19 protein-coding genes are annotated in these 21,769 nt (G+C 67.3%); 10 read left to right on the forward strand and 9 right to left on the reverse strand.

Going from position 1 to position 21,769, the window contains the following annotated elements:
- Nucleotides 1-77: 77 nt before the first annotated feature.
- From BCY78_RS17590 to BCY78_RS17615, 6 genes are read left to right on the forward strand one after another with little or no spacing between them, the layout of a single operon-like run.
- Entirely contained in the window at nucleotides 78-1,673 is a 1,596-nt protein-coding gene (locus tag BCY78_RS17590) for an ABC transporter substrate-binding protein (protein ID WP_068304514.1), read from the forward strand.
- Entirely contained in the window at nucleotides 1,670-2,704 is a 1,035-nt protein-coding gene (locus tag BCY78_RS17595) for an ABC transporter permease (RefSeq protein ID WP_083195125.1), read from the forward strand. Before BCY78_RS17590 ends, BCY78_RS17595 begins: the two co-directional genes overlap by 4 nt.
- Complete coding sequence (locus BCY78_RS17600; RefSeq protein ID WP_068304516.1) at nucleotides 2,701-3,540, forward strand: ABC transporter permease; 840 nt, start codon at nucleotides 2,701-2,703, stop codon at nucleotides 3,538-3,540. The genes BCY78_RS17595 and BCY78_RS17600 overlap by 4 nt, the downstream gene beginning before the upstream one ends.
- Nucleotides 3,537-4,514 (forward strand): ABC transporter ATP-binding protein, encoded by a 978-nt coding sequence (locus tag BCY78_RS17605; protein WP_068304518.1) that lies wholly within the window; start codon nucleotides 3,537-3,539, stop codon nucleotides 4,512-4,514. Before BCY78_RS17600 ends, BCY78_RS17605 begins: the two co-directional genes overlap by 4 nt.
- Nucleotides 4,511-5,476 (forward strand): ABC transporter ATP-binding protein, encoded by a 966-nt coding sequence (locus BCY78_RS17610; protein WP_068304520.1) that lies wholly within the window; start codon nucleotides 4,511-4,513, stop codon nucleotides 5,474-5,476. The genes BCY78_RS17605 and BCY78_RS17610 overlap by 4 nt, the downstream gene beginning before the upstream one ends.
- 31 nt (nucleotides 5,477-5,507) lie before the next feature.
- Nucleotides 5,508-6,458: a LysR family transcriptional regulator gene (locus tag BCY78_RS17615; protein ID WP_083195126.1), complete on the forward strand. Its 951-nt coding sequence runs from the start codon at nucleotides 5,508-5,510 to the stop codon at nucleotides 6,456-6,458.
- On the opposite strand, the gene BCY78_RS17620 is transcribed toward BCY78_RS17615, so the two are convergent.
- From BCY78_RS17620 to dctP (BCY78_RS17635), 4 genes are read right to left on the reverse strand one after another with little or no spacing between them, the layout of a single operon-like run.
- Entirely contained in the window at nucleotides 6,446-7,762 is a 1,317-nt protein-coding gene (locus BCY78_RS17620; protein WP_068304522.1) for a lyase family protein, read from the reverse strand. The genes BCY78_RS17615 and BCY78_RS17620 overlap by 13 nt on opposite strands.
- Before the next feature lie 45 nt (nucleotides 7,763-7,807).
- Complete coding sequence (locus BCY78_RS17625) at nucleotides 7,808-9,100, reverse strand: TRAP transporter large permease (protein ID WP_068304524.1); 1,293 nt, start codon at nucleotides 9,098-9,100, stop codon at nucleotides 7,808-7,810.
- A 4-nt stretch (nucleotides 9,101-9,104) separates the two neighbouring features.
- Complete coding sequence (locus BCY78_RS17630; RefSeq protein WP_068304526.1) at nucleotides 9,105-9,614, reverse strand: TRAP transporter small permease; 510 nt, start codon at nucleotides 9,612-9,614, stop codon at nucleotides 9,105-9,107.
- Complete coding sequence (dctP, locus tag BCY78_RS17635) at nucleotides 9,611-10,633, reverse strand: TRAP transporter substrate-binding protein DctP (RefSeq protein ID WP_068304528.1); 1,023 nt, start codon at nucleotides 10,631-10,633, stop codon at nucleotides 9,611-9,613. The genes BCY78_RS17630 and dctP (BCY78_RS17635) overlap by 4 nt, the downstream gene beginning before the upstream one ends.
- A gap of 229 nt (nucleotides 10,634-10,862) precedes the next feature.
- Between dctP (BCY78_RS17635) and dctP (BCY78_RS17640) the strand changes: the two genes are divergently transcribed.
- The 4 genes from dctP (BCY78_RS17640) to BCY78_RS17655 all read left to right on the forward strand — a co-directional run bounded on the left by dctP (BCY78_RS17640) (nucleotide 10,863) and on the right by BCY78_RS17655 (nucleotide 14,391).
- A complete protein-coding gene (dctP, locus tag BCY78_RS17640; protein ID WP_068304531.1) occupies nucleotides 10,863-11,879 on the forward strand; it encodes a TRAP transporter substrate-binding protein DctP in 1,017 nt (338 codons plus the stop codon).
- 4 nt (nucleotides 11,880-11,883) lie between these two features.
- The gene (locus tag BCY78_RS17645; RefSeq protein ID WP_068304533.1) at nucleotides 11,884-12,363 is read left to right on the forward strand and encodes a TRAP transporter small permease; all 480 of its coding nucleotides are present in this window, start codon (nucleotides 11,884-11,886) and stop codon (nucleotides 12,361-12,363) included.
- Entirely contained in the window at nucleotides 12,360-13,640 is a 1,281-nt protein-coding gene (locus BCY78_RS17650; protein ID WP_068304535.1) for a TRAP transporter large permease, read from the forward strand. The genes BCY78_RS17645 and BCY78_RS17650 overlap by 4 nt, the downstream gene beginning before the upstream one ends.
- A 70-nt stretch (nucleotides 13,641-13,710) precedes the next feature.
- Nucleotides 13,711-14,391 (forward strand): TetR/AcrR family transcriptional regulator, encoded by a 681-nt coding sequence (locus BCY78_RS17655; protein ID WP_068304537.1) that lies wholly within the window; start codon nucleotides 13,711-13,713, stop codon nucleotides 14,389-14,391.
- Here BCY78_RS17655 and BCY78_RS17660 read toward each other — a convergent pair.
- Genes BCY78_RS17660 through BCY78_RS17680 form a run of 5 tightly spaced genes read right to left on the reverse strand, consistent with a single transcriptional unit; the run spans nucleotide 14,388 to nucleotide 21,613 of the window.
- Nucleotides 14,388-14,894: a hypothetical protein gene (locus tag BCY78_RS17660; RefSeq protein WP_068304539.1), complete on the reverse strand. Its 507-nt coding sequence runs from the start codon at nucleotides 14,892-14,894 to the stop codon at nucleotides 14,388-14,390. The two genes, BCY78_RS17655 and BCY78_RS17660, sit on opposite strands and share 4 nt — an antisense overlap.
- Complete coding sequence (locus tag BCY78_RS17665) at nucleotides 14,887-17,682, reverse strand: 2Fe-2S iron-sulfur cluster-binding protein (RefSeq protein ID WP_068304541.1); 2,796 nt, start codon at nucleotides 17,680-17,682, stop codon at nucleotides 14,887-14,889. The genes BCY78_RS17660 and BCY78_RS17665 overlap by 8 nt, the downstream gene beginning before the upstream one ends.
- Entirely contained in the window at nucleotides 17,679-17,942 is a 264-nt protein-coding gene (locus BCY78_RS17670; RefSeq protein ID WP_068304543.1) for a sarcosine oxidase subunit delta, read from the reverse strand. Before BCY78_RS17670 ends, BCY78_RS17665 begins: the two co-directional genes overlap by 4 nt.
- Nucleotides 17,943-17,951: 9 nt before the next feature.
- Nucleotides 17,952-19,205 (reverse strand): sarcosine oxidase subunit beta family protein, encoded by a 1,254-nt coding sequence (locus BCY78_RS17675; protein WP_068304545.1) that lies wholly within the window; start codon nucleotides 19,203-19,205, stop codon nucleotides 17,952-17,954.
- Complete coding sequence (locus BCY78_RS17680) at nucleotides 19,202-21,613, reverse strand: FAD-dependent oxidoreductase (RefSeq protein ID WP_068304547.1); 2,412 nt, start codon at nucleotides 21,611-21,613, stop codon at nucleotides 19,202-19,204. Before BCY78_RS17680 ends, BCY78_RS17675 begins: the two co-directional genes overlap by 4 nt.
- Nucleotides 21,614-21,769 lie beyond the last annotated feature (156 nt).

Genomic DNA, 21,769 nt, shown 5'->3' on the forward strand with positions numbered 1-21,769 from the left:
AGATGTTTATAAGAGACACCCCGCAAGTGCCGACCCTGACCCTCCCCTTCCTCCCCGGAGACTGCACCGTGACCCAGATGAACCGCCGTTCCTTCCTTGCGACCCTCGCTGCCTCGGGCCTGATCCCGGCCGGGCTGATGGGCTCGCGCCCCGCGCTGGCCCAGACCGCTGGCGGCGTGCTGCGCACCCCGGCCTGGCCTGCGCCGACCTACCTGAACTCGGCCATCTCGACCGGTGGCCCGGAAAGCTTCCTGTCGCCGAAATTCTACGACGGCCTGCTGGGCTATGAATTCGGCATGGCCCCCAAAGCCTCGCTCGCGACCGAATGGTCGATGTCGGACGACGGCCTGACCATCGAGTTCAAGCTGCGCGACGGCGTGAAATGGCACGACGGCGAAGCCTTCACCTCGCATGACGTGGCCTTCACCTTCATGGAGGTGCTGAAGGTCCACCACGGCCGCGGCCGCAACACCTTCGCCGCGCTGGAATCGGTCGAAACGCCGGACGATCTGACTGCGATCTTCCACCTCTCGCGCCCGACGCCCGCGCTGATGCGCGCCCTCGACAGCCGCGAGAGCCCGATCCTGCCCGCGCACCTCTATGAGGGCACGGATATCATGGAGAACCCGGTCAACACCGCCCCCGTCGGCACCGGCCCGTTCAAGCTGGCCGCCTACGAGATCGGCTCGAACGTCGTCATGGTGAAGAACGAGGATTATTGGGACGCGGGTCTGCCGCTGCTCGACCGGATCGTCGTGCAGTACATTGCCGATCCCTCGACCCGCGTGGCGATGCTGGAATCGGGGCAGGCGGATGCGATCTTCCTCAACCAGATCCCGGCACAAGACATCCTGCGTCTGGCCGAACTGCCGGAATTCGAGATGACCACCGACGGGTTCGAGGCCATGCCCTCGGCCCAGCAGATGGATTTCAACCTCGACAACGAGTATCTGGCCAACCCGCTGGTGCGCAAAGCCATCGCCCACGCCATCGACGTCAACTGGATCACCCAGAACGTCTGGTACGGCATGGGCCAGCCCGGCAAGTCGCCGCTGCACTTCGACCAGCGCGCCTATTTCACCACCGAGGGCGTGCCGGAATATGCCTTCGACCCGGCCCGTGCCAACGAACTGCTGGACGAGGCGGGCTATCCCCGTGGCGCCGGCGGCATGCGCTTCGACCTGATGCTGGACCCCTCGCCCTGGGGCACGGAATCGATCACCGCGGCCAGCTATATCCGCGAGGTGCTGCGTCAGGTGGGCATCAACGTGACCGTGCGCACGCAGGACTTCGCGGTCTTCGTGCAGACCGTCTACACCGACCGCGCGCATGACCTGTCGCTCTACACCGCCTCGATGGGTGTGGACCCGACGATCGGTGTGCATCGCTTCTACGACAGCCGGAACTTCAACCCGGGTGCCGGCTTCTCGAACGGCTCGCACTACGCCAACCCCGAGGTCGATGCCCTGCTCGATGCCGCGGCCGTGGAAACCGACGAGGCCGCCCGCGCCGAGCAATATGCGCAGTTCCAGCGCCTCGTGTACGAGGATCTGCCGACGCTGAAGGTCACCGATATCTCGATGGCCACCATCGCCAATGTTAAGGTGAAGGATCACACCATCGACGCCCTCGGCGCGCTGGGTAGCCTGAAGCAGGTCTGGATCGACGAATGACGCAAACCCTTCCCAACTCCGGGAACGGCAAGACCACGACAGGGCCGCGCAAGGCCCTGTCACCCGCCCTGCGCTATGTCCTGCGCCGCCTTTTCCAGGCCGCGCTGGTCATGGTTCTGGTGATGGTCGGCAGTTTCCTTCTGGTCAAGCTTGCGCCCGGTGACATGGTCGATGCCATGGCCGGCACGCGCGATCTGACCGCCGACCAGATGGCCGCCCTGCGTGAACGCTACGGGCTGGACCAACCGGTCATCGTGCAGCTGCTGCGCTACATGGCGCTGCTGGTGACCTTCGATTTCGGCTATTCGCCGATCAACGCCGCGCCGGCGATGGACGTGATCCTGAACCGCCTGCCGGTGACCGCGATCCTTGTGGTTTGCTCGGTCTCGTTGTCGATGGTGATTGGTACGGTGTTCGGTGTCATCGCCTCGCGCAATGCCGGAAAACCCGTCGACCTGCTGCTGTCGATGTTCATGCTGCTGCTCTATGCGACGCCCAGCTTCATCATCGCCGTGCTCATGATGCTGGTGTTCTCGGTGAAGCTGAACCTCGTGCCCATCGCCGGGTTCGAGAGTATCGGCATGGGTTATACCGGCCTCACGCGGTTCTTTGATATCGCGCATCACCTGATCCTGCCGGTGACGGCGCTGTGCACCTTCTACATCGCGATCTATGGCCGGATCGGCCGGGCCTCTATGCTGGAAGTGCTGAAGCTGGATTTCGTCCGCACCGCCCGGGGCAAGGGTCTGGGTGAGGGCCGCATCTTCTACGTCCATGCCCTGCGCAACGCGCTTTTGCCGCTGGTGACGATGGCCGGCCTGCAGGTCAGCTCGCTGTTCGGCGGCGCCGTGCTGATCGAGACGATCTTCGGCTTGCCCGGCATGGGACGCACCGCCTTCGATGCCGTCTTCCAACGCGACACCAACCTGCTTCTGGGCGTGGTCTTCGTCTCGTCGCTGGTGGTGGTGATCGTGAACTTCCTGATCGACCTGCTGTACATGGTCCTTGATCCGCGGGTGAACCTGAAATGACCCTCACCCTGTTTCGCCGACTTCTCCGTCACCCCTCGGGCCTTGTCGGGCTGTTGCTGCTGGCGCTGGTTCTGGCCATGTCGCTGACCGCCGGCTGGCTGTTCCCCGATGGCCCCTGGACCATGGCCGGACCGCCCCGCGCCTGGCCTGGCGCCGATCCGCGCTTCCCGCTGGGGACCGACAGCTTCGGCCGTGATCTGGTCGCCTCGATCTTCTACGGCTCGCGCATCTCGTTGATGGTCGGGGTTTCGGCCGCGGGCGTGGCGCTGGTGGTCGGCATCATCGTCGGCGCCGTCGCGGGCTATTTCGGCGGCTGGGTCGATGACACGCTGATGCGGATCACCGACGCCTTCCAGACGATCCCGAACTTCCTTCTGTCCATCGCCATCGTCGGCATCATCGGCGCCTCGATCGGGACCATCACCTTCGCCATCGCCATCGTCGCCTGGCCGATGATCGCGCGTCTGGTGCGGGCGGATGTGCTGCGGCTGCGGACCTATGACTTCGTGCAGTCGTGCAAGATCATCGGCATGTCGGACCTGCGCATCATCTTCCAGCAGATCCTGCCGAACTGCATGGCGCCGATCATCGTCACCGCCTCGGTTCTGGTCGCCAATGCCATCGTCGTCGAGGCCAGCCTCGCCTTCCTCGGGCTCGGCGATCCCAACGTGATGAGCTGGGGCACCGTGCTGAACATCGGCCGGCAGGAGCTGCGCAGCGGCTGGTACATCACCGCCGTGCCCGCTGTCGCGCTGGTGGTGACGGTGATGTCGCTCAACCTGATCGGGGATGCGCTGAACGACGTGCTGAACCCCCGCCTGAAGGAGCGCACATGACCGCGCTGTTGGAAATCGAGAACCTGCGCATCGGGCAGGGCAACAACGCCCCCATCGTCGAGCAGCTGAGCCTGTCGGTGAGCCGCGGCGAGACCGTGGGTCTGGTGGGTGAATCCGGTTGCGGCAAGTCGCTGACCGCGCTTTCGGTGATGGGCCTTCTGGCCGGGAACCTTGGCGTGCGCGACGGCAAGATCCGGCTGGAGGGCGACGAGATCCAGTCGCTCCCCCAGCGCAAGCTGCGTCATCTGCGCGGCGAGAAGATGGGGATGATCTTCCAAGAGCCGCTGACCGCGCTGAACCCGGTGATGTCGGTGGGCGTGCAGATCACCGAGGTCTTGCGCAACCATCGCGGCATGGGCCGGGCCGAGGCTCGCACCCGCGCCGTGGAACTGCTGCGGCTGGTGAAGATCCCCGACCCCGAGGCGCGGCTCGATGAGTATCCGCACCAGATGTCGGGCGGGATGCGCCAGCGCGTGGTGATCGCCATCGCCTTGGCCTGTTCCCCCTCGCTGCTGATCGCCGATGAGCCGACGACGGCATTGGATGTGACGGTTCAGGCGCAGATCCTGCGCTTGCTCAAGCAGTTGCAGCGTGATGAGAACCTCGGCCTTCTGCTGATCACCCATGATCTGGGTGTCGTGCGGCAGGTCGCGGACCGGATCGTGGTGATGTACGCGGGCTCGGTCGTGGAAGAGGGGTTGGTGGACGAGGTCCTCGACAACCCCCGCCACCCCTATACCGCCGGTCTGATCGCCGCGCGCCCCAGCGGCAGCTTCGCCGAGGGTGCCGCCCGTCTGGCTGAGATCACTGGCTCGGTGCCGGCGCCCGCCGACCGGCCTGCCGGCTGCGTGTTCCGCGATCGCTGCAAACAGGCGCGGCCCGAGTGCGAGGCCCGTCGTCCGGCGCTGGAGCGTGCGCCCACCGGCCACGCCGTGCGCTGCCACTTCCCGCTTGCCGAAGGGAGCCCCGCATGAGCGCCGTTCTGACCACCGACGCGCTGGAATTGCACCATGACACGCCGCGCGGCGCGCTGCGGGCCGTGGATGGCATCTCGTTGACCATCGACAAGGGCGAGACCTTGGGGCTGGTCGGCGAATCCGGCTGCGGCAAGTCCACATTGGCGCGCTGCATCGTCGGCATCCAGCAACCGACCGGCGGACAGCTGGAGATCGAGGGCGTCCGCCCCGGCAAGGGCCGCGCCATGCGGCTGGAACGCGCGCGCAATGTGCAGATGATCTTCCAAGACCCCTCGGGCGCGCTGAACCCCCGGCTGACGGTCGAGCGGATCATCACCGAGCCCCTGCAGGTCGCGGGCATCGGCAGCCGCGCCAGCCGCAAGGAAGCGGTGCTGGAGATCGCCAAGAAGGTGGGCCTGTCCGCCTATCATCTGGAGCGCATGCCGCATGAGCTGTCCGGCGGGCAGCGTCAGCGGGTCTCGATCGCGCGCGCCTTGGTGCTCAATCCGAACCTGCTGGTCTGCGACGAGGCTGTCTCGGCGCTGGATGTGTCGGTGCAGGCGCAGGTGCTGAACCTGCTTTTGGACCTGCAGAAGGAGCTGGGCCTCAGCTATCTGTTCATCTCGCATGATCTGGCCGTGGTGCGCTATATCTCGGACCGGATCGCGGTGATGTATCTGGGCCGGATCGTCGAACTCGGCCGGGCCGAGGATGTCTGGGCCGGGCGTCTGCATCCCTATACGCAGGCGCTGGTCAACGCGATCCCGGACGAGGCCGCCCGGACGGAGGACGCGCCGATCCTTGAGGGCGATGTGCCCAGCCCGGTGAACCCGCCCTCGGGCTGTCCGTTCCGCACGCGCTGCCCGCATGCCCGTGCCGCCTGCGCCGAAACCCGGCCCGAGCTGCGCTTGGTCGGCACGCATGAGGTGGCCTGCCATTTCGCCGAGGAGATCGGCGCGCAGGTCGCGGCGGGGCACTGACTTTCGCCGCGCGCCGGGATAGGACAGGGGCATGAGCGCCCCTGTTCCCCATGCCCAATTGTTCCAGCGCCTGCTGCTGAAAGGCCGGTTGCGCCATTTGCAGATGGTGGCCAGCGTCGCGCGCTCAGGCTCGATGCAGGCGGCGGCGCGGGCCTTGTCGGTCAGCCAGCCCGCCGTGACCAAGGCGGTGGCCGAGATCGAGGAAGACATCGGCCTGTCGCTGTTCGATCGCCACGCGCGCGGTATCCGCCTGACACGCGCGGGCCACGAGCTGGTGCCGCTGATCGAACGCATTCTTGAAGCCACGGACCTGTTCGCGCAGGGCGTCGCCGTGCAGCGCGATAGCGGCTCGACGATCCTGCGCGTGGCCTCGGTCGCGGCGGGGATCTCGGGCCTGTTGGCCACCCACGCCCCGGCCTTTTGCCGCGCCCATCCCGACATCGTGCTGCGCGTGGACGAAGCGGACGGGCGCCAGATTCTGAACCATGCAGCGCGGGACGAATACGACATCTTCGTCTGCCGCCCGCCCGAGATGATCCCCGAGGGCTGGATCTTCACCGAGGTCGAAGGCGACGAACATGCGCTGGTCGCGGCGGCCACGCATCCCTTGGCCGGACGCCGGGATGTGACGCTTGAGGACCTTTACGCTTGCAACTGGCTGATGCCCCCCGCCGGCGTTCCGGCCGAGGGGCTGATGGTCGAGCTGTTCGCCGGACGGCCCCTGCCGCATATGGTGCAGCTGCCGTCACGCTCGCGCACGTTGAACCGCGCCGCAATTCAGGAGCTGGGGCTGATCTCGGCCGCGCCGATCAGCATCTACCGGGCCGAGCTGGCGAACAAGACCTTGGTGCGTATCGATTTTCCGCTGTCCAGCGCGCTGCCGCCGCTGGGCCTTTTGCACCCGGCGCAAAGCAAGGGCGCGGCGATGGACCGCTTCCTCGCGCGGGTTCTGGGCCCCGCGCGCAAGCGTCAGTCGCGATAACCCAGCCGCTCAAGGCAGGCATCGACCAGCGCCGGGGCCTCGCCCATGGCGCTGTCGGCGTCGGGCAGGGTGACACCTTCGCAGCGCGGATCGGCGGCGAGGGCTTGAGCCAGCGTCAGCCCGTCTTTCCTCATGCGGGCGACGATCTCGCGCATCAGCTCATGCGCGCTGCGGCGACCCAGCCGGTCAGCCAGCGCGACGGTCACGGCCTCGGTGTAGATCGCGCCTTGCGTCCGGTCGATATTGGCGCGCATCGCCTCGGGGTGGACGACCAGCCGGTCGAGGAGACCGTCGGCGCAGGACAGAAGTTGCGCGGCATCGGTGCACATCTGCTCCAGCGCGCCGAAATGCAGCGCCGAATCCCGCTCGTGCATCGTTACCACCCAACCCAGCAGCACCGACAGGCTGGCCGAGACCTCGGGCGCGCGGGACATGATCTCGATGCACAGCGTCGGGTTGACCTTGTGCGGCATGGTCGAGGACCCGACGGCGCGGTTGCGGATCGACAGCTCGCCGATATCGTCGCCCTGCATCAGGAAGACCTCCTGCGCGACGCGCTGCAACCCGCGCACGAGGATCGCCACCAACGCGCCGAACTCGGCGAAGATATCCAGCGCGCCCTTGGTGTCCACCGGCTCGGGCGCGGCGAGGCCAAGGCGCTCCATCACCGCCGCTTCGACCTGACGCCCCAGCGGGCCCATCGCCGCATGGGTGCCGACCGCGCCGCTGAGGACCCCGGCCCCGGCATAGCGTTTTCGCCAGTCAGCCAGCCGCGCGCGGTCGCGCTCCAGTTCAGACAGCCAGACCGAGACCTTGTAGCCAAAGCTGATCGGCAGCGCGTGACGGCCCAGCGTCCGGCCGATCATCGGCGTCGCGCGATGGGTCCGGGCCAGCGCCGCCATCCGGTTGCCGATGGCGCTGAGGGCCGCGTCGAACTGCGCGGCGACCTCGTGCAGCTGCTGGGTGGTCACGGTGCGGAAGACATCCGCCGTGGTGGTGCCGAAATGCAGCCACTCGCGCCCCTCGGGGTCGATCCGGTTGCCGAAGGCCTCAAGGATCGCGACCATCGGATGGCCGACCTTGGCGCGCTCGGTGGCAACGGCCTCGGGGTCGGGGTCCCAGCCGGCGCCGGCGCGGGTGATGGCCTCGGCAGCGTCGGCGGGGATCAGGCCCAGCTCGGCCTGCACCTGCGCCAGCGCGACCTCGAACCGAATGATCCGCGCGAGCATGGCCTTCGGGGCGAAGTACGCGGCCACGACGGCACGGGTGCCGGCAGGGTCGTGAAGGGAGCGGTCGTCAAGCATGGGTCTTCCGGGGTCAGGGGCAGGCAGGGAACGTCAAGGGCGCCATCACGGACGGGGCATCATCACCGAGGGCAGCCAAGTCGACAGCTGCGGCACGAAGGTGACCAGCAACAGCAGCCCCAGCATCAGGCCGAAGAAGGGCAGGGTGCCGCGCAGGACCTCGGCCACCGGACGGCCCGTGACGTTGGACATGACGAACAGGTTCAGCCCGATCGGCGGCGACAGCAGGGCCAGTTCGATGTTGATGACCATGACCACGGCGAAATGCTCGGGCGCGATGCCGATCTGGTGCATCACCGGCGCGACCACGGGCACCACGATCAGGATGATCGCCACGCCTTCCAGGAACATGCCCATCACCAGCAGGATCACGTTCAGCACCAGCAGGAATTGCCAAGGCTTCAACCCGCTGACGATCACCCAACGCGCCAGATCCTGCGGCAGGCCTGAGCGGATGATCCACGCCGACAACAGCGAGGCGCCGATGACGATGACCACGACGACGGCGGTGCGGTCGATGGCCTCGACGAAGAACCCGCCGATCTCGCGCGGGCGGCGGCTGCCGAAGAAGATCACCACGACCAGCAGCGACACCACGGCGCCCAGCACGGCGGCCTCGGTCAAGGTGACGAACCCGCCATAGAGCCCGCCGAGGATCACGATGGGGATCAGCAGCGCGGGCAGGGCATTGAGGTTGGCACGGGCGAATTCGGCGCGAGTGGCCAGTGCCATCGGCGCCCCGCCGACCTTGCGCGCGACCAGCAGCACATAGCCCGCGAACAGCGTCGCCTGCAGCAGGCCGGGGATCACGCCGGCAAGGAACAGCCGGGGGATCGAGGCCTCGGCGATGAGTCCGATCAGGATCAGCGGCAGGCTGGGCGGGATCAGGATGCCCAGCGTGGCGGCGGCGGCGGTCAGGCCCATGGCGAAGCCGGGTTTGTAGCCCTTCTCGATCATCATCGGCACCAGAAGCGAGCCCATCGCCAGCGCCGTCGCCACCGACGAGCCGTTGATCGCGGCAAACAGCGCGGTCGCCGCGACACCGGCCAGCGCCAGCCCGCCGGGCAGCCAGCCGATCCAGGTGATCGCCGCGTCGAACAGCGCCTTGGCGACGCCGCCGCCGCGCATCAGCACGGCCGCCAGCAGGAAGAACGGCACCGACACCAGCGCGGGCGAGTTCAGGTGATCGACGACATGCTGCGCGATCCCGGCGACGGATTTGCCGTCCAGCATCAGCGCGGCCGTGGCGATGCCGGTCAGCACCAGATAGATCGGCACGCCGAGCGCCAGCAGGATCACAACGGCCAACAGGCCGCAGAGCAGAAGCACGGGGGTCATGGCATCAATCCGAAAGGTCGTGGGCGGGGGCCGAGTGGGCCGCGCCGCGCAGAAGGTCCGTCGCGCGCTCCAGCAGGAAGATCAGCTGCAGGGCAAAGCTGGCGGGGAGGGCGGCGTAGTAGATCCACAGCGGCATGCGCAGCGTGCTGATGGAACGCTCGTCCCACATCATCGCCTCGGTCACCACCTGCCAGCCGGACCACACAAGGAAGGCGCCAAGCGCGAAGGCGAGCACCAGCGCGAGGAATTCCGCCGCCTTCTGGCCCGCGGGCGGCAGACGGTCGAACAGGAAGTCGACGCGGATATGGGCCGAGCGGCGCAGCACCCGGGCGGCGCCCAGAAGCACCGCCCAGATGACGAGGTAGATCACCACCTCGCCGCCCCAATCCGGCGCCAGCGCCGAGGACAGATAGCGCCCGGCCACCCCGGCCAGCGACAGGACCAGCGCCGCCCCGAAGAGCAGGGCCACGATCAGGCCGACCAGCCCGTCGAGGAAGCCGAGCGCGCGTTTCATTGCACGGCGTCCCGCGCGAGGCTCATGACCTCGTCATCGATGCCGAGGTCCGAGATCATCTGCTCCTGCGCCCCGGCGAGGCGTTCACGCAGGGCGGCGGCTTCCTCGGCCGGTTGCTCGACGAAGACCATGCCGGCGGCTTCCAGCGTGGCGCGGGCCTCGTCCTGTTGGCGCGCGGCGTCTTCGCGCTGGCCGGGGGCGAATTCGGCCCAGGTCTCGCGGAACAGGGTCTGTTGCTCGTCGCTCAGCTGGTCCCAATAGGCGTGGCTGACGATGGGCATGTAGAAGCCCGTGAGCATGTTGTTGAGATAGGCGTAGCCCAGCCCGGATTCGTGCAGCGAGGCCGAGACGATCGACGCGTTCGACGACACGATGGCATCGACGGTGCCCTGCTGCAGCGCCAGCGGCACGTCGGTGAAGGGCATCGAGACCGGGGCTGCGCCCAGCTCCTCCAGATAGGCCACGGCACCGACGCCACCGGGGTGGCGGACCTGAAGGCCGCGCAGATCCTCCAGCGAATTCAGGGGGGTGGTGGTCGAATAGGTGTTGATCGCCCCCAGCATGTACCAGCCGTCCAGCGCGACGACATTCATCTTCTCGCCCAGCATCTGGCCCAGTCGCTGGCCCAGCGGGCCGTCGACGATCTCGCCCATGCGCTCGGCCGGCACGCCCGAAAACATCGGGAATTCCAGCACGGTCAGCGCGGGTTCGATGCGGCTCAGGGGCGCGGTCGAGACGATGGCCATGCCGGCGTCGCCACGGGCCACGGCCCGGCCGGCGTCACGGCTGGAATAGAGCTGGCCGGAGTCGAAGATCTCGACACTCAGCGCGCCGCCGGAGCGTTCGGTCAGCGCCTCGGCGAAGCGGCCGACATAGACGTTGCGCATGTGGCTGGGGGGTGTGTCCAGCGTGATCGTCAGGGTCGGTTCAGCCAGCGCGGGCAGGGCGGCGAACAGCGCGGCTGCGGCGGTGGCAGACGCAAGGAAACCCGCGCGGCGCAGGGGGGGCAGGACGGTCATCAATCTCTCCTCCAAGGGTGGAGCCTCCACTCCATCCCGGGGACGCTATCCGGCCCAGCCATGCCTGAAAAATAAAGTCTGCGCCTGAGATATAACCATTGGGAATATGTCGGCGGCGACTGCATCCGGATCGCACGGCAGGAAATACCAAGCGGGCCGATCAGAGTCGATTGACAGGTCAGTACACTTATGTCTCGATAGCGACAGGATCATGACACGGGAGAAGACGATGCACGGACCTGCCTTGACTGCCTGCCTTCTGGCCTCGGGCCTGATGCTGGGAACGGCGCTGCCCTGGACCGGCGCGGCACAGGCGCAATCGGTCACCTTGCGGCTGGCCACGGATTCCGGCGCGCGGGGCTCGGCGCCCGGCGATGCCATCGAACGCTGGGCCGCGCTGATCGAGGAAGCCTCGGGCGGGGATATCGAGGTCGACGTCTTCTTCCAGAACGAATTGGGCGGCCAGCAAGAGGTTTTCGACCTTTTCGTCGCCAATGAAGTGCAGCTGATGCTGAACTGGCCGATGACCAGCTATGACCCGCGCATCGCCGTTCTGTACACGCCCTACATGGTCGCCAGCTGGGACGAGGCGCTGGAAGCCTATCGTCCGGGTGGCTGGGTCAACGGCATGCTGGGCGACATATACAACGATATCGGCCTCGAATTCTTCGGCGCATGGCCCGAGGGTTTCAACGGCGTCGCGACCCGCGGCAGCTATGCGCTGAGTGTCGAGGATGCCTCGGCTCTGCGCATTCGTGTACCGCCGGTTTTCCCGATGGCCGAGACGATCCAAGCCATGGGCTATCAGACCGCGACCATCGATTGGGGTGAGGTCTTCACCGCCATCCAGACCGGTGTGGTCGATGGCGACGGGGCCAACGTGATCTACTGGGATTACGAGTATTTCCGCGACACGCTGGATTACTACACCCGCACCCGCCAGCAATTCCTGACCGGTATCCTGTCGATGAACCTCGAAGCCTGGGAAGGGCTGGACGAGGCGCAACAGACCATCGTCCGCGATGCCGCCGTCACGGTGATGGAAGAGGGCTTCGCCAATGCTCAGGGCCTCGACGAAGGCTATGTGCAGCAGGCGATCGAGGCGGGGATGGAATACATCGACCCCACGACCGAGCAGCTGGCCCCCATCGCCACCGCCGTGCGCGACACGGTCTGGCCGATGCTGGAAGAGCAGGTCGGCACCGAGATCATGGACGTGATCCGCGCCAACGCGACCGAGTTCTGAGCCCATGGGCCGAACCTCTGTCGGCAAGATCTTGGCGAGCGCGCTTGATGCGCTCGCCATCCTCGCCACGCTGGCGGTGGCGGCGCTGACCTTCTTCATCGTCATCGCCCGCTTCACCGAGATCGCCGTGGTCGGCATCTACGAAATCATCCTGCTGGCGGCCGTGCTGATGTACATGCTGGGCGCGGTGATCGCCTCGCGCAATGGCTCGCATCTGCGGGTCGATTGGCTGGACACGCGGCTGACCAGCCCGGGCGCGCGTCGGGCGCAGCGGCTGGCCATCGCCACCGTCAGCCTGATCACCACCGGCTTCTTCGTCTACTGGACCTACCGCATGTTCGCCTGGGGCCTCGTCCGCCCGCAGCACACGCCGGCCTATGGCATCCCGCTGTGGATCCCGCAGGCGGCGTTCCTGATCGGCTCGGTCGGGTGCTTCCTCTGCGCATTGCGCGACACGATCAACGCCCTGAGGGGGACCGCATGACCGGCCTGTTCGCCATTCCCCTGCTGGTGGTCCTGATGGCCATCGGCGTCCCCGTCGCCTGGTCCTTCGCCGCCGTCACCGCCTTTCTGGTCTGGATCTATGACGTCGGGCTGAACACGCTGATGCTGCAGGGCTTCCGCTCGCTGAACTCGGTGATCTTGCTGGCTTTGCCGCTGTTCATCCTGACCGGCTACCTGATGGAGAAGGGCGGCATCGCCCGGCGGATCGTCGATTTCACCGGCCTCGTCGCGCGGGGGCGCGCGGGGATGGGGCATGCGATCATCCTGTCTTCTGCGCTGTTCGGCGCGATTGCCGGCACGGCCAGCGCCGCCGTTGCTTCGATGGGTACGATCATGGCCGGCCCGATGGCCGAGCGCGGCTATCCCAAGGGCTATGTCGCGGCGTTGCTGGGCGTGTCGTCGCTGTTGGGCATCCTGATCCCGCCGTCGATCACCATGATCCTGTTCGCGGTCGTCACCCGCCAGTCGGTCGCCACCCTGTTCGCGGCAACCATCGGCCCGGCGCTGCTGCTGATCGGCGGCTTGATGGTGTTCAACGCCTTCTACGTCCGCGCCCACCCCGAGATCACGCTGCCTCCGGTCGCGAAGGGCGAAACCGGCCGCCGCGTTCTGGTCGCGCTGCCCGCCCTGAGCCTGCCGGTCATCATCCTCGGCGGCATCTACGGCGGCATCTTCACGCCGACCGAGGCCGCGGCTGTTGCGGCTGTCGCCGCCGGGCTGATCGGCGCCTTCGTCTACCGCGAATTGACGCCCAAGGGCCTCGGCGACGCGCTTTTGCGCACGGCCGAAATGACCGGGACCATCATCGTGATCCTGATGTTCTCGTTCCTGATCTCGCGCATCCTCTCGGCCGAGCGCATCCCGCAGGAGCTGGGCGAGGCGCTGCAGGGCTTCGCGGGTTCGCCGCTGGTGGCGATCCTGATGGTCAACGCGATCCTGATCGCCGCCGGCGCGCTGATGGATGACGTCTCGGTCACCGTCGTCGTCGCGCCGCTGTTCCTGCCGCTGATGGAGGCCGTGGGCATCTCGCCCGTGCAATACGGTGCGATCGTCGCGACCTCGGTGGTGCTGGGGGCGAATTCGCCGCCGATGGCGCCTATTCTGTTCATGGCCTGCCGGGTCTGCGATGCCTCGGTTCTGGCGGCGGTGCGACCGGCGCTGATGATCCTCGCCTTCGTGGCCTTGCCGGTGATGCTGGTCACCAGCTTCTGGGCCGATCTCTCGCAGGCGCTGCCGCGGCTGATGGGCATGCTCTGACCGGCTGCGCCCTTTACTTGAGGGCGCAGCCATCCCACAAAGAGTATGACAAAGCCGGAGTGCCTGCTCAGTGACCCTTGATAATGCCACCGCGAGCGAGCCGCGCGAGCCGACCCTGACCCGCGAGGACTGGCTGGCGCTGGCGTTGAAGACGCTGGTCAAGGACGGCATCGACCGGGTGAAGATCCAGATCATGGCCCGCAAGCTCGACGTCGCGCGCTCCAGTTTCTACTGGCATTTCGGCGGGCGCGAGGATCTGCATTCCGCGATGCTGGAGGAATGGCTGACCAAGAACACCGGCCCCATTCTGGAACGCGCGATGCGCCCGGCGGCGGATGTGAACGCGGCGGTGATGAATGTGTTCGAATGCTGGGTCGACAAGCGCTTGTTCGACCCCGAGCTGGACATCGCCGTGCGGCTCTGGGCCCGGCGCGATGCCAAGGTGCGGCAGGTGGTGCTGCAGGCGGATCTGACCCGGGTCAAGGCGCTGACCGAGATGTTCCAGCGCTACGGCAACAGCCCCGAGGAAGCCCTGATCCGCGCGCGGGTGCTGTATTTCACCCAGATCGGGCATTTCACGCTAGATGACACCGAGAGCCCCGAGACCCGTGTCTCGCACGCGCCGAGCTATCTGAAGATCTTCTCAGGGGTCGAGGCCGACCCTGTCGCCTGCGCCCCTTTCATGGAGCAGGCGCTGAAGACGCTGGCGGCGTCGAAACCTGGTCGCGGGCGCAAGAAGCGCGAGGGCTAGGCCCTCAACGCTCCGCTCGCTTCGATCCAGTCGAAGGCGTAATCCACAAGCCCGCGGTCCAGATGCAGCCGCATCCCGGTGCCGTGGCGATAGAGCACCGCGTTCATCCCGGCGAACAGAAGTGCGGCGCTGGGGCTGGCTTGGGTCAGGTCGACGGCGGTGCCTCGGGCCAGCAACTCGCCGGCGCCCGGGCCGTCGAGATGCAGAACCGCCAGACTGCCCGTTGCCGGGGTCAGCGCATAGCCATCGCGCAGGCCGCTGTCGGCATGGGGCAGGGTGACGCCGACCGCCAGCATCCGGTTGCGGGCCAGCCGGATCGCGGCGCGGGGGCCGTCCGCCGGGGCCATCAACCCCACGGGCGGGGGCAGGTCCAGCGCCGCGCAGGCCGCCGCCAGATCGCCGCTGATGCGTAGTTGCGGCACCGGGTCCAGAAGCGTGACGGTGATCCCGTCGCCCGAGAGCTGTCGGGGCTGGACGAGCCAGAAAGGGGCGCGATCAAGCATCGAGGCGGTCTCCGTTCGGATCGAGGAAGCAGGGCGCGACAAGCTTGGCGCGCCTTGTGGTGCCGAGGTGATGCAGGATGATCTCCTCGCCATGGCGCTGCGCCCCGCGCTCGATCAGGCCGAGCGCGATGGGATGATCGACGCCCGCGCCTTGGTGGCTCGAGGTCACATAGCCGATCGAGCGTTTCGCGCCTTGATGCGTCTCGACCCCATGAGCGCCGACGGGCAGCATGCCCTGACCATCGGCCGGAAGTAGGCCGACCAGTTGGTTGCGATCCGGTCGTTGTGCCTCGGGCAAGGTCAAGGAGCGACGGCCAAGGAAATCGGCCTTCTTGCGCAGCAAAGGCGCGTCCGAGCCCAGATCCATCGGCCGGGTCATGCCGTCGGTATCCTTGCCGATGACGATGAAGCCCTTCTCGGCCCGCAGGATCATCAAGGCCTCGATCCCCATCGCGCCGCCGCCTTCGGCCTCGGCTGCAGCGACAGCGCGGTCCCACAGAAGGGGCGCCAGATCCTGCCGGACCGACAGCTCATAGGACCGATCGCCGGTGAAGCTGACCCGCGAGACGCGCAGCTCATGCTCGTCGAGTTGGGTCCAGCCGGTCGCCATATGCGGCAGTTCGGCCGCGTCGATGCCGGCGCGTTCCAGCACCGCAAGCGCCTTGGGGCCGGTCACCGTAACCGTCGCCGTCTCGGGCGTGGCGTCATGGATCCAGATCTGCCGGTCGGGATAGCGGTCCTGCCGCCATTCTTCGAGCAGGGCATGGACCGAGGCCACATGCGACGAGGAACAGGAGACGATGAACCGCCCCTCGTCCAGCCGTACCAGCACCCCGTCGTCATGCACGATCCCGCCCTCGGTCAGCATGAAGCCATAGCGGCAGCGGCCGGGCTTCAGCGTTGACATCGTGTTGTAATAGACGAAATCGAGGAATTCGGCGGCGTCGCGCCCCATCACCTCGATCTTGCCCAAGGGCGAGGCGTCATAAACGCCGACCGTGGCGCGGGCGCGTTTGGCCTCGGCAAGGATCGCGCTGTCGTCGGTGCCGTAATGGATCGGCCTCAGCCAGCCGCCGTATTCGCCCATCTTGGCGCCTGCCGCGCGGTGCTGCGCCTCCAGCGCCAGACGGCGGACCGGGTTCATCCGCGCCCCGCCGCGCGGTCCGGCGAAGCTGGCCAGCGGGACGGGGGTGAAGGGCGGGCGGTAGGTGGTGGTGCCGACCTCGGGGATCGTGCGCCCGGTCAGCGCGCCCATCAGCGCGAGGCCCTGCAGGTTCGAGGTCTTGCCCTGATCCGTCGCCATGCCGAGGGTCGTGTAGCGTTTCAGATGCTCGACCGAGATGAAATTCTCGCGCCGCGCCAGCTCCACGTCCTTGACCGTCACGTCGTGCTGATAATCGATCCAGACGCGCCCCTTCATGCCGGGCTTGGGCCAGGCCTCGGCCACGCGGTAGCTTTGCGGCTCGGCCTGCGGCGCTTGCCCCAGGCCCAAAGCGGCGGGGAGGGCGGCGAAGGCTTCCGCCAGCGTGAAATGCCCGGCCACGCCGCCGAGGGTGATGACCTTGCTGCTGCCCGGACGGGGTACGAAGGCCAGTTTCGCGGCGTCCCAATCCAGCTTGCCGCCCGATTGCGCGTGCAGGTGGATCGTCGGCGTGAACCCGCCCGAGACCAGCACCGCGTCGCAGGCGATCGCCTCGCCCGTCGATAGCGTCACGCCCGTCACCTGTTGGCGCCCCTGCGCCGACAGGATCGTCGTGCCCTTGCGGGTGTCGATCAGCGTCGCCTCGGCCCCCGCGTCGCGCAGCGCGCGCAGGACTTCCTCGCCGGTGTCGTTGTTGGCGGCGATCACCACGCGCTTGCCCGCGACGACAGCATAGCGGCGCAGATAGGTCAGGCCCGCCTGCGCGGACAGGATCCCGGGCAGGTCGTTGCGGTCGAAGGGCAGGGGGCGCTCGATGGCCCCCGCCGCCAGCACGATCTGCTGCGGACGGATGCGCCAGAACAGATCGGCCTGCCCCTCGCGCCGTTGATTGAGGGCGATGAGGCCGTGGTCATAGACGCCGAAGGCCGTGGTCCGGGTCAGCAGCGTGACGCCCGCCGCGTTGAGCCGCGCCAAGGCCTGCGCCAGCCATGCCGCGCCGTCCATACCGTCGATCACCGCCACGCGCGACAACAGGCTCCCGCCCGGCCGAGTGCCGTCATCGCACAGGACCACCGATAGGCCCCCTTCGGCCAGCATCAGCGCGGCGGCGATGCCGACCGGCCCCGCGCCGACCACCACCGCGTCGCAATGATGGTTGCGCTGTTCGCCCTGCATCCCCTCGGGCTGCGTAGCATCGACCCGGCCCAGCCCCGCCATCGCGCGGATCGAGGGCTCGAACAGGTGCCAGTTCGGCCGCATGAAGGTTTTGTAGTAAAACCCGGAGGGGATGAAGCGCGCAAACAGATCGACAAAGCGCGTCCGGTCCGAGCGCGCCCCCGGCGCAGCCCCGCAGGCGCGCAGCTGCGCGCCGTTCTGCGCCGCCTCAGTCGTGACCCGCTGGTTCAGATGCAGCGCGCCGTTCAGCCGGATGTCGGCATGGATGTTCGGCTCCTCGACGCCTGCGCCGAAGATCCCGCGCGGACGGCGGTATTTGAAGCTGCGGCCCAGCACCGTCTCGCCCGACGCGAGCAGCGCCGAGGCGTAGCTGTCACCGGCAAAGCCCTGCACCGTCCGGCCGTCATAGGTGAAACTCAGCGGCTGCGTGCGGTCGATCTCGCCCCCTTGGGGCAGGCGGTAGGCGCTCATGCGTGACCCCCGAGGGCTTGGCCCGGCTCGGCGCGCATGCTCAGCGTGTCGCGCTCCATCACGAAGACCTCGAGGCAGGTCGTATGCATCCAGATCTCTCGCGCCGCGCCCTTGGGGTTGTGGCGCAGATGGAGATAGGCCGCCCAGTCCTGAGCCGGGACCGAGGCGCCGCCGTGGGGGCGGTCGTTGCCGGCCTCGCCGCCGAAATGGAACTCGGTCTCCGGGCGCGGGCCGCAGAAGGGACAGGAGAAGATCTGCATGATGGGCTCCTAATGCGCGATGCCCGACCCGGCGGCCTCGTCGATGAGACGCCCGGTGGTGAAACGATCAAGGTCGAAGGGCCGCGAGATGTCGTGGTGCTGCCCGGTCGCCAGAAGATGCGCGAGCAAAGTGCCGCCGGCCGGGATGGCCTTGAACCCGCCGGTGCCCCAGCCGCCGTTGAGGAACAGGCCGGGCAGGGGGCTTTCGCCCAGAATGGGCGAGCTGTCGGGGACCACATCGACGATCCCCGCCCATTGCCGCATCAGCTTCAGCTGGCGGAAGGCCGGGAACATCTCCAGAAGGCCCGCGATCACCGTCTCCAGCACCGGCAGATTGCCGCGCTGACCATACGAGGGCACGCGGTCCAGTGCGCCGCCGATGACGATCTCGCCCTTGTCGGACTGGCTGGCATAGGTGCCGGTGCCGGGCGACAGGACCACGGTGTCGAGGATCGGCTTCACCGGCTCGGACACGCAGGCCTGCAAGGCGTAGGAGGTCACCGGCAGACGGAACCCGGCTTTCGTCGCCAGAACCGAGGAATGCCCGGCGACCGCCATGCCGACGCGATCCGCCCGAACCTCGCCGCGCGAGGTGCGCAGGCCGCGACAACGCCCGCCCTCGATCAGGAAATCCTCGACTTCGCATTGCTGGATGATGTCCACCCCCAGCTTGGACGCGGCGCGGGCATAGCCCCAGGCGACCGCGTCATGGCGCGCGGTGCCGGCACGCCCCTGCCAGATCCCGCCAAGCGCCGGATAACGCGCATCCGGCCCGCCGTGGTGGATCGGCAGCCGCTGGCGCACGCCGTCTGCATCCAGCAGCTCGGCATCGGTGCCGTTGATCTGCATGGCGTTGACGACGCGGGCCGACATCTCCATCTCGGCCGGGGTATGGGCAAGGCTGACCATGCCGCGCTGCGACAGCATGATGTTGTAGTTCAGCTCGATCGACAGCTTCTCATAGAGCTTCAGCGACAAGTCATAGAGCCGCACGCTCTCAGGGAAGAAGTAGTTCGAGCGCACCACCGTGGTGTTGCGCCCTGTGTTGCCGCCGCCCAGCCAACCCTTCTCGATCACCGCGACATTGGTGATGCCATGGGTCTTGGCGAGGTAATAGGCGGTCGCCAGCCCCTGCCCGCCGCCGCCGATGATGACGACGTCATAGCGCGGCTTCAGCGGCCGGTCGTCCCAGGCGGGTTGCCAGCCTTTCTGGCCGGACAACCCTTCCTTCAGAAGCGAGAGCGCGGAGTAGCGACGGGTCATTTCCGCAGCGCCGTCCCGTCGGGGTCATAGGGCGAGGCGGGGATCACCCGCGCCGTGACCTCTTCGCCGACGATATGCAGTGTCAGGTCGGTGCCCGGTTCGCTGACGGCGCGGTCGACCATGGCCAGCGCGAAGCTGCGGCCCAGCGTGTGGCCATAGCCGCCCGAAGTGACGTAGCCGACCAGCTTGCCGTCGTGCCAGATGGGCTCGTAGCCGGTGGCGTCGGCATCCTTGGCGTCGACCTCCAGCGTGACCAGCAATTTGGCGGGCGGGTTGTCCCGCTCTGCCAGCGCGGCGTCGCGGCCGATGAAGGCGGGCTTGTCGAAGTCGATGAAGCGGTCGAAGCCGGTCTGGGCGGGCGTGTAGCCCTGGGTGAATTCCCGCGACCAGATGCCGAAGCTTTTCTCCAGCCGCAGCGAGAGGACGGCGGCGAAACCAACCTCGCGCAGGCCCAGATCGGCGCCGGCCTTCAGCAGGGCGCGGCGGAGCGACACCTGCTCCAGCGCGCCGCAGTTGATCTCGTAGCCCAGCTCGCCCGAGATCGACATGCGCGCGACCTTGGCGCGGATCAGGCCGATATCGATGGTCTTGCAGCCCATGAACGGCAGCCCCTTGGCCGAGATGTCGTCCTTGGTCAGGCGTTGCAGGATGGTGCGCGCATTGGGGCCGAACAGCGCCATGCCGGTAGTCGCGTCCGAGAGATCGCGCAGGGTGACGCCGTCGCCCATGTGGTCCTCGAACCAGCGCATGTGCCATTCGCGCAGGTAGTAGGAGCCCATGATCCACCAGCTGCCGTCGCCCCAGTTGAGGACGGTCAGATCGCCCTTCAGCTTGCCGTTCTCGCCCAGCATCGGGGCCAGACGGGCGCGGCCCGGTCCGGGCAGGCGGCAGGCCAGCAGGGTGTCCAGCCATTCCTTCGCGCCGGGGCCGGTGACCTCGTAGCGCGAGAAGGCGGTCATATCGAGAAGGCCGGCCACTTCGCGCGCGGCGCGGGCTTCCTCGCCCACCAGATCGAAGGCATTGGAGCGGCGCAGGGTCGGTTTCTCGACGAAATCCTCGGGCGCGAAATAGAGCGGTTGCTCCAGGCCCCAGGCGGCGCCCCAGCGGCAACCGGCGGCGCTGAGGTCGCTGTAGACCGGCGGGGTCTTCAGCGGACGGCCGGCGGGCAGCTGCTCGTTCGGGTAGGACATGATGAAACGGCGCGAATAAAACTGGCCGGTGGTCTGGCGGATGAACTCGCGGTTGGCGGCGAAATCGCCGTAGCGGGCGATGTCCATGCCGAAGATGTCGGCCTCGGGCTCGCCATGGATCATCCATTCGGCCAGCGATTTGCCGACGCCGCCGCCCTGCAGGAAGCCCGCCATCACGCCACAGGCGACCCAATAGTTGCGCACCCCGCGCACCGGGCCGACCAGCGGGTTGCCATCCGGCGAGAAGGTGAAGGCGCCGTTGACCCAGCGCTTGATGCCGACATTCTCAAGGCAGGGGAAGCGGCTGAAGCCGAGGCTCAGTTCCTCCTCGATGCGGCCCACGTCCTCTTGCAGCAGCTCGATGCCGAAGTCCCAGGGCGCGCCGTCCATCTGCCAATGCTTGAAGTCACGCTCGTAGATGCCCAGCAGCAGGCCCTTCTGCTCCTGACGGGTATAGGAGAAGCCCTCGGGGTCGACGACCAGCGGGATCTCGCGGCCCAGCTCGACCAGTTCGGGGATCGATTCCGTCACGAGGTAATGGTGCTCCATCGGCGTGACCGGCAGCTCGATCCCCGCCATGCGCCCGACCTGCTTGGCCCAGAGGCCCCCGGCATTGACGACATGTTCGGCCACCACGACGCCCTTGTCGGTATGGACCTCCCACATCCCATCGGCGCGCTGCGACAGGCTTTCGACCTTGGTGTGCTCAAGGATCGAGGCGCCCCGGTTCTTCGCCGCGCGGGCATAGGCATGCACCACGGCCGAGGGGTCGATATGCCCCTCGCGGTCGCTCCACATGCCGCCGAGTACGCCCTCGGTCGAGACGATGGGGCAGCGGCGCTTGATCTCGTCGGGGGTGATCAGCTCGACATCGTTGATGCCCAAGGACTGGAAGGTGCGCAGCGAGGATTGCAGCCATTCCCAGCGCTCGGGTTCGCTGGCGAGGGTGATCCCGCCGGTCATGTGCATGCCGATCTCGATGCCGGATTCCGCGCCGACCTCTTGCAGCAGGTCGATCGTATAGGATTGCAGCGCGGCGATGTTGGGATCCGAGTTCAGCGCATGAAAGCCGCCGGCGGCGTGCCAGCTGGAACCGGCGGTCAGAACGTCACGCTCGAAGATCGCCACATCGGTCCAGCCGAACTTGGTGAGGTGATAGGCCACCGAGGCCCCGACGACACCGCCGCCGATGATGGCCACCCGATAATGCGATTTCATGCGCTGTCTCCCGAGGCTGGTTGATTCGGGTTCAACGTACATTAGTGTACGCAAATCGTGCTAGTGATTTTTTCGCCTCGTGCTGAGTTTCAATTGAAGGATGAGCGAAAACGGCCCGCCTGTTGGGGTCAACCAACGGACGGGCCGTACAAAGGT

Source organism: Pararhodobacter sp. CCB-MM2 (genome assembly GCF_001691415.1).
GTDB lineage: Bacteria > Pseudomonadota > Alphaproteobacteria > Rhodobacterales > Rhodobacteraceae > Pararhodobacter.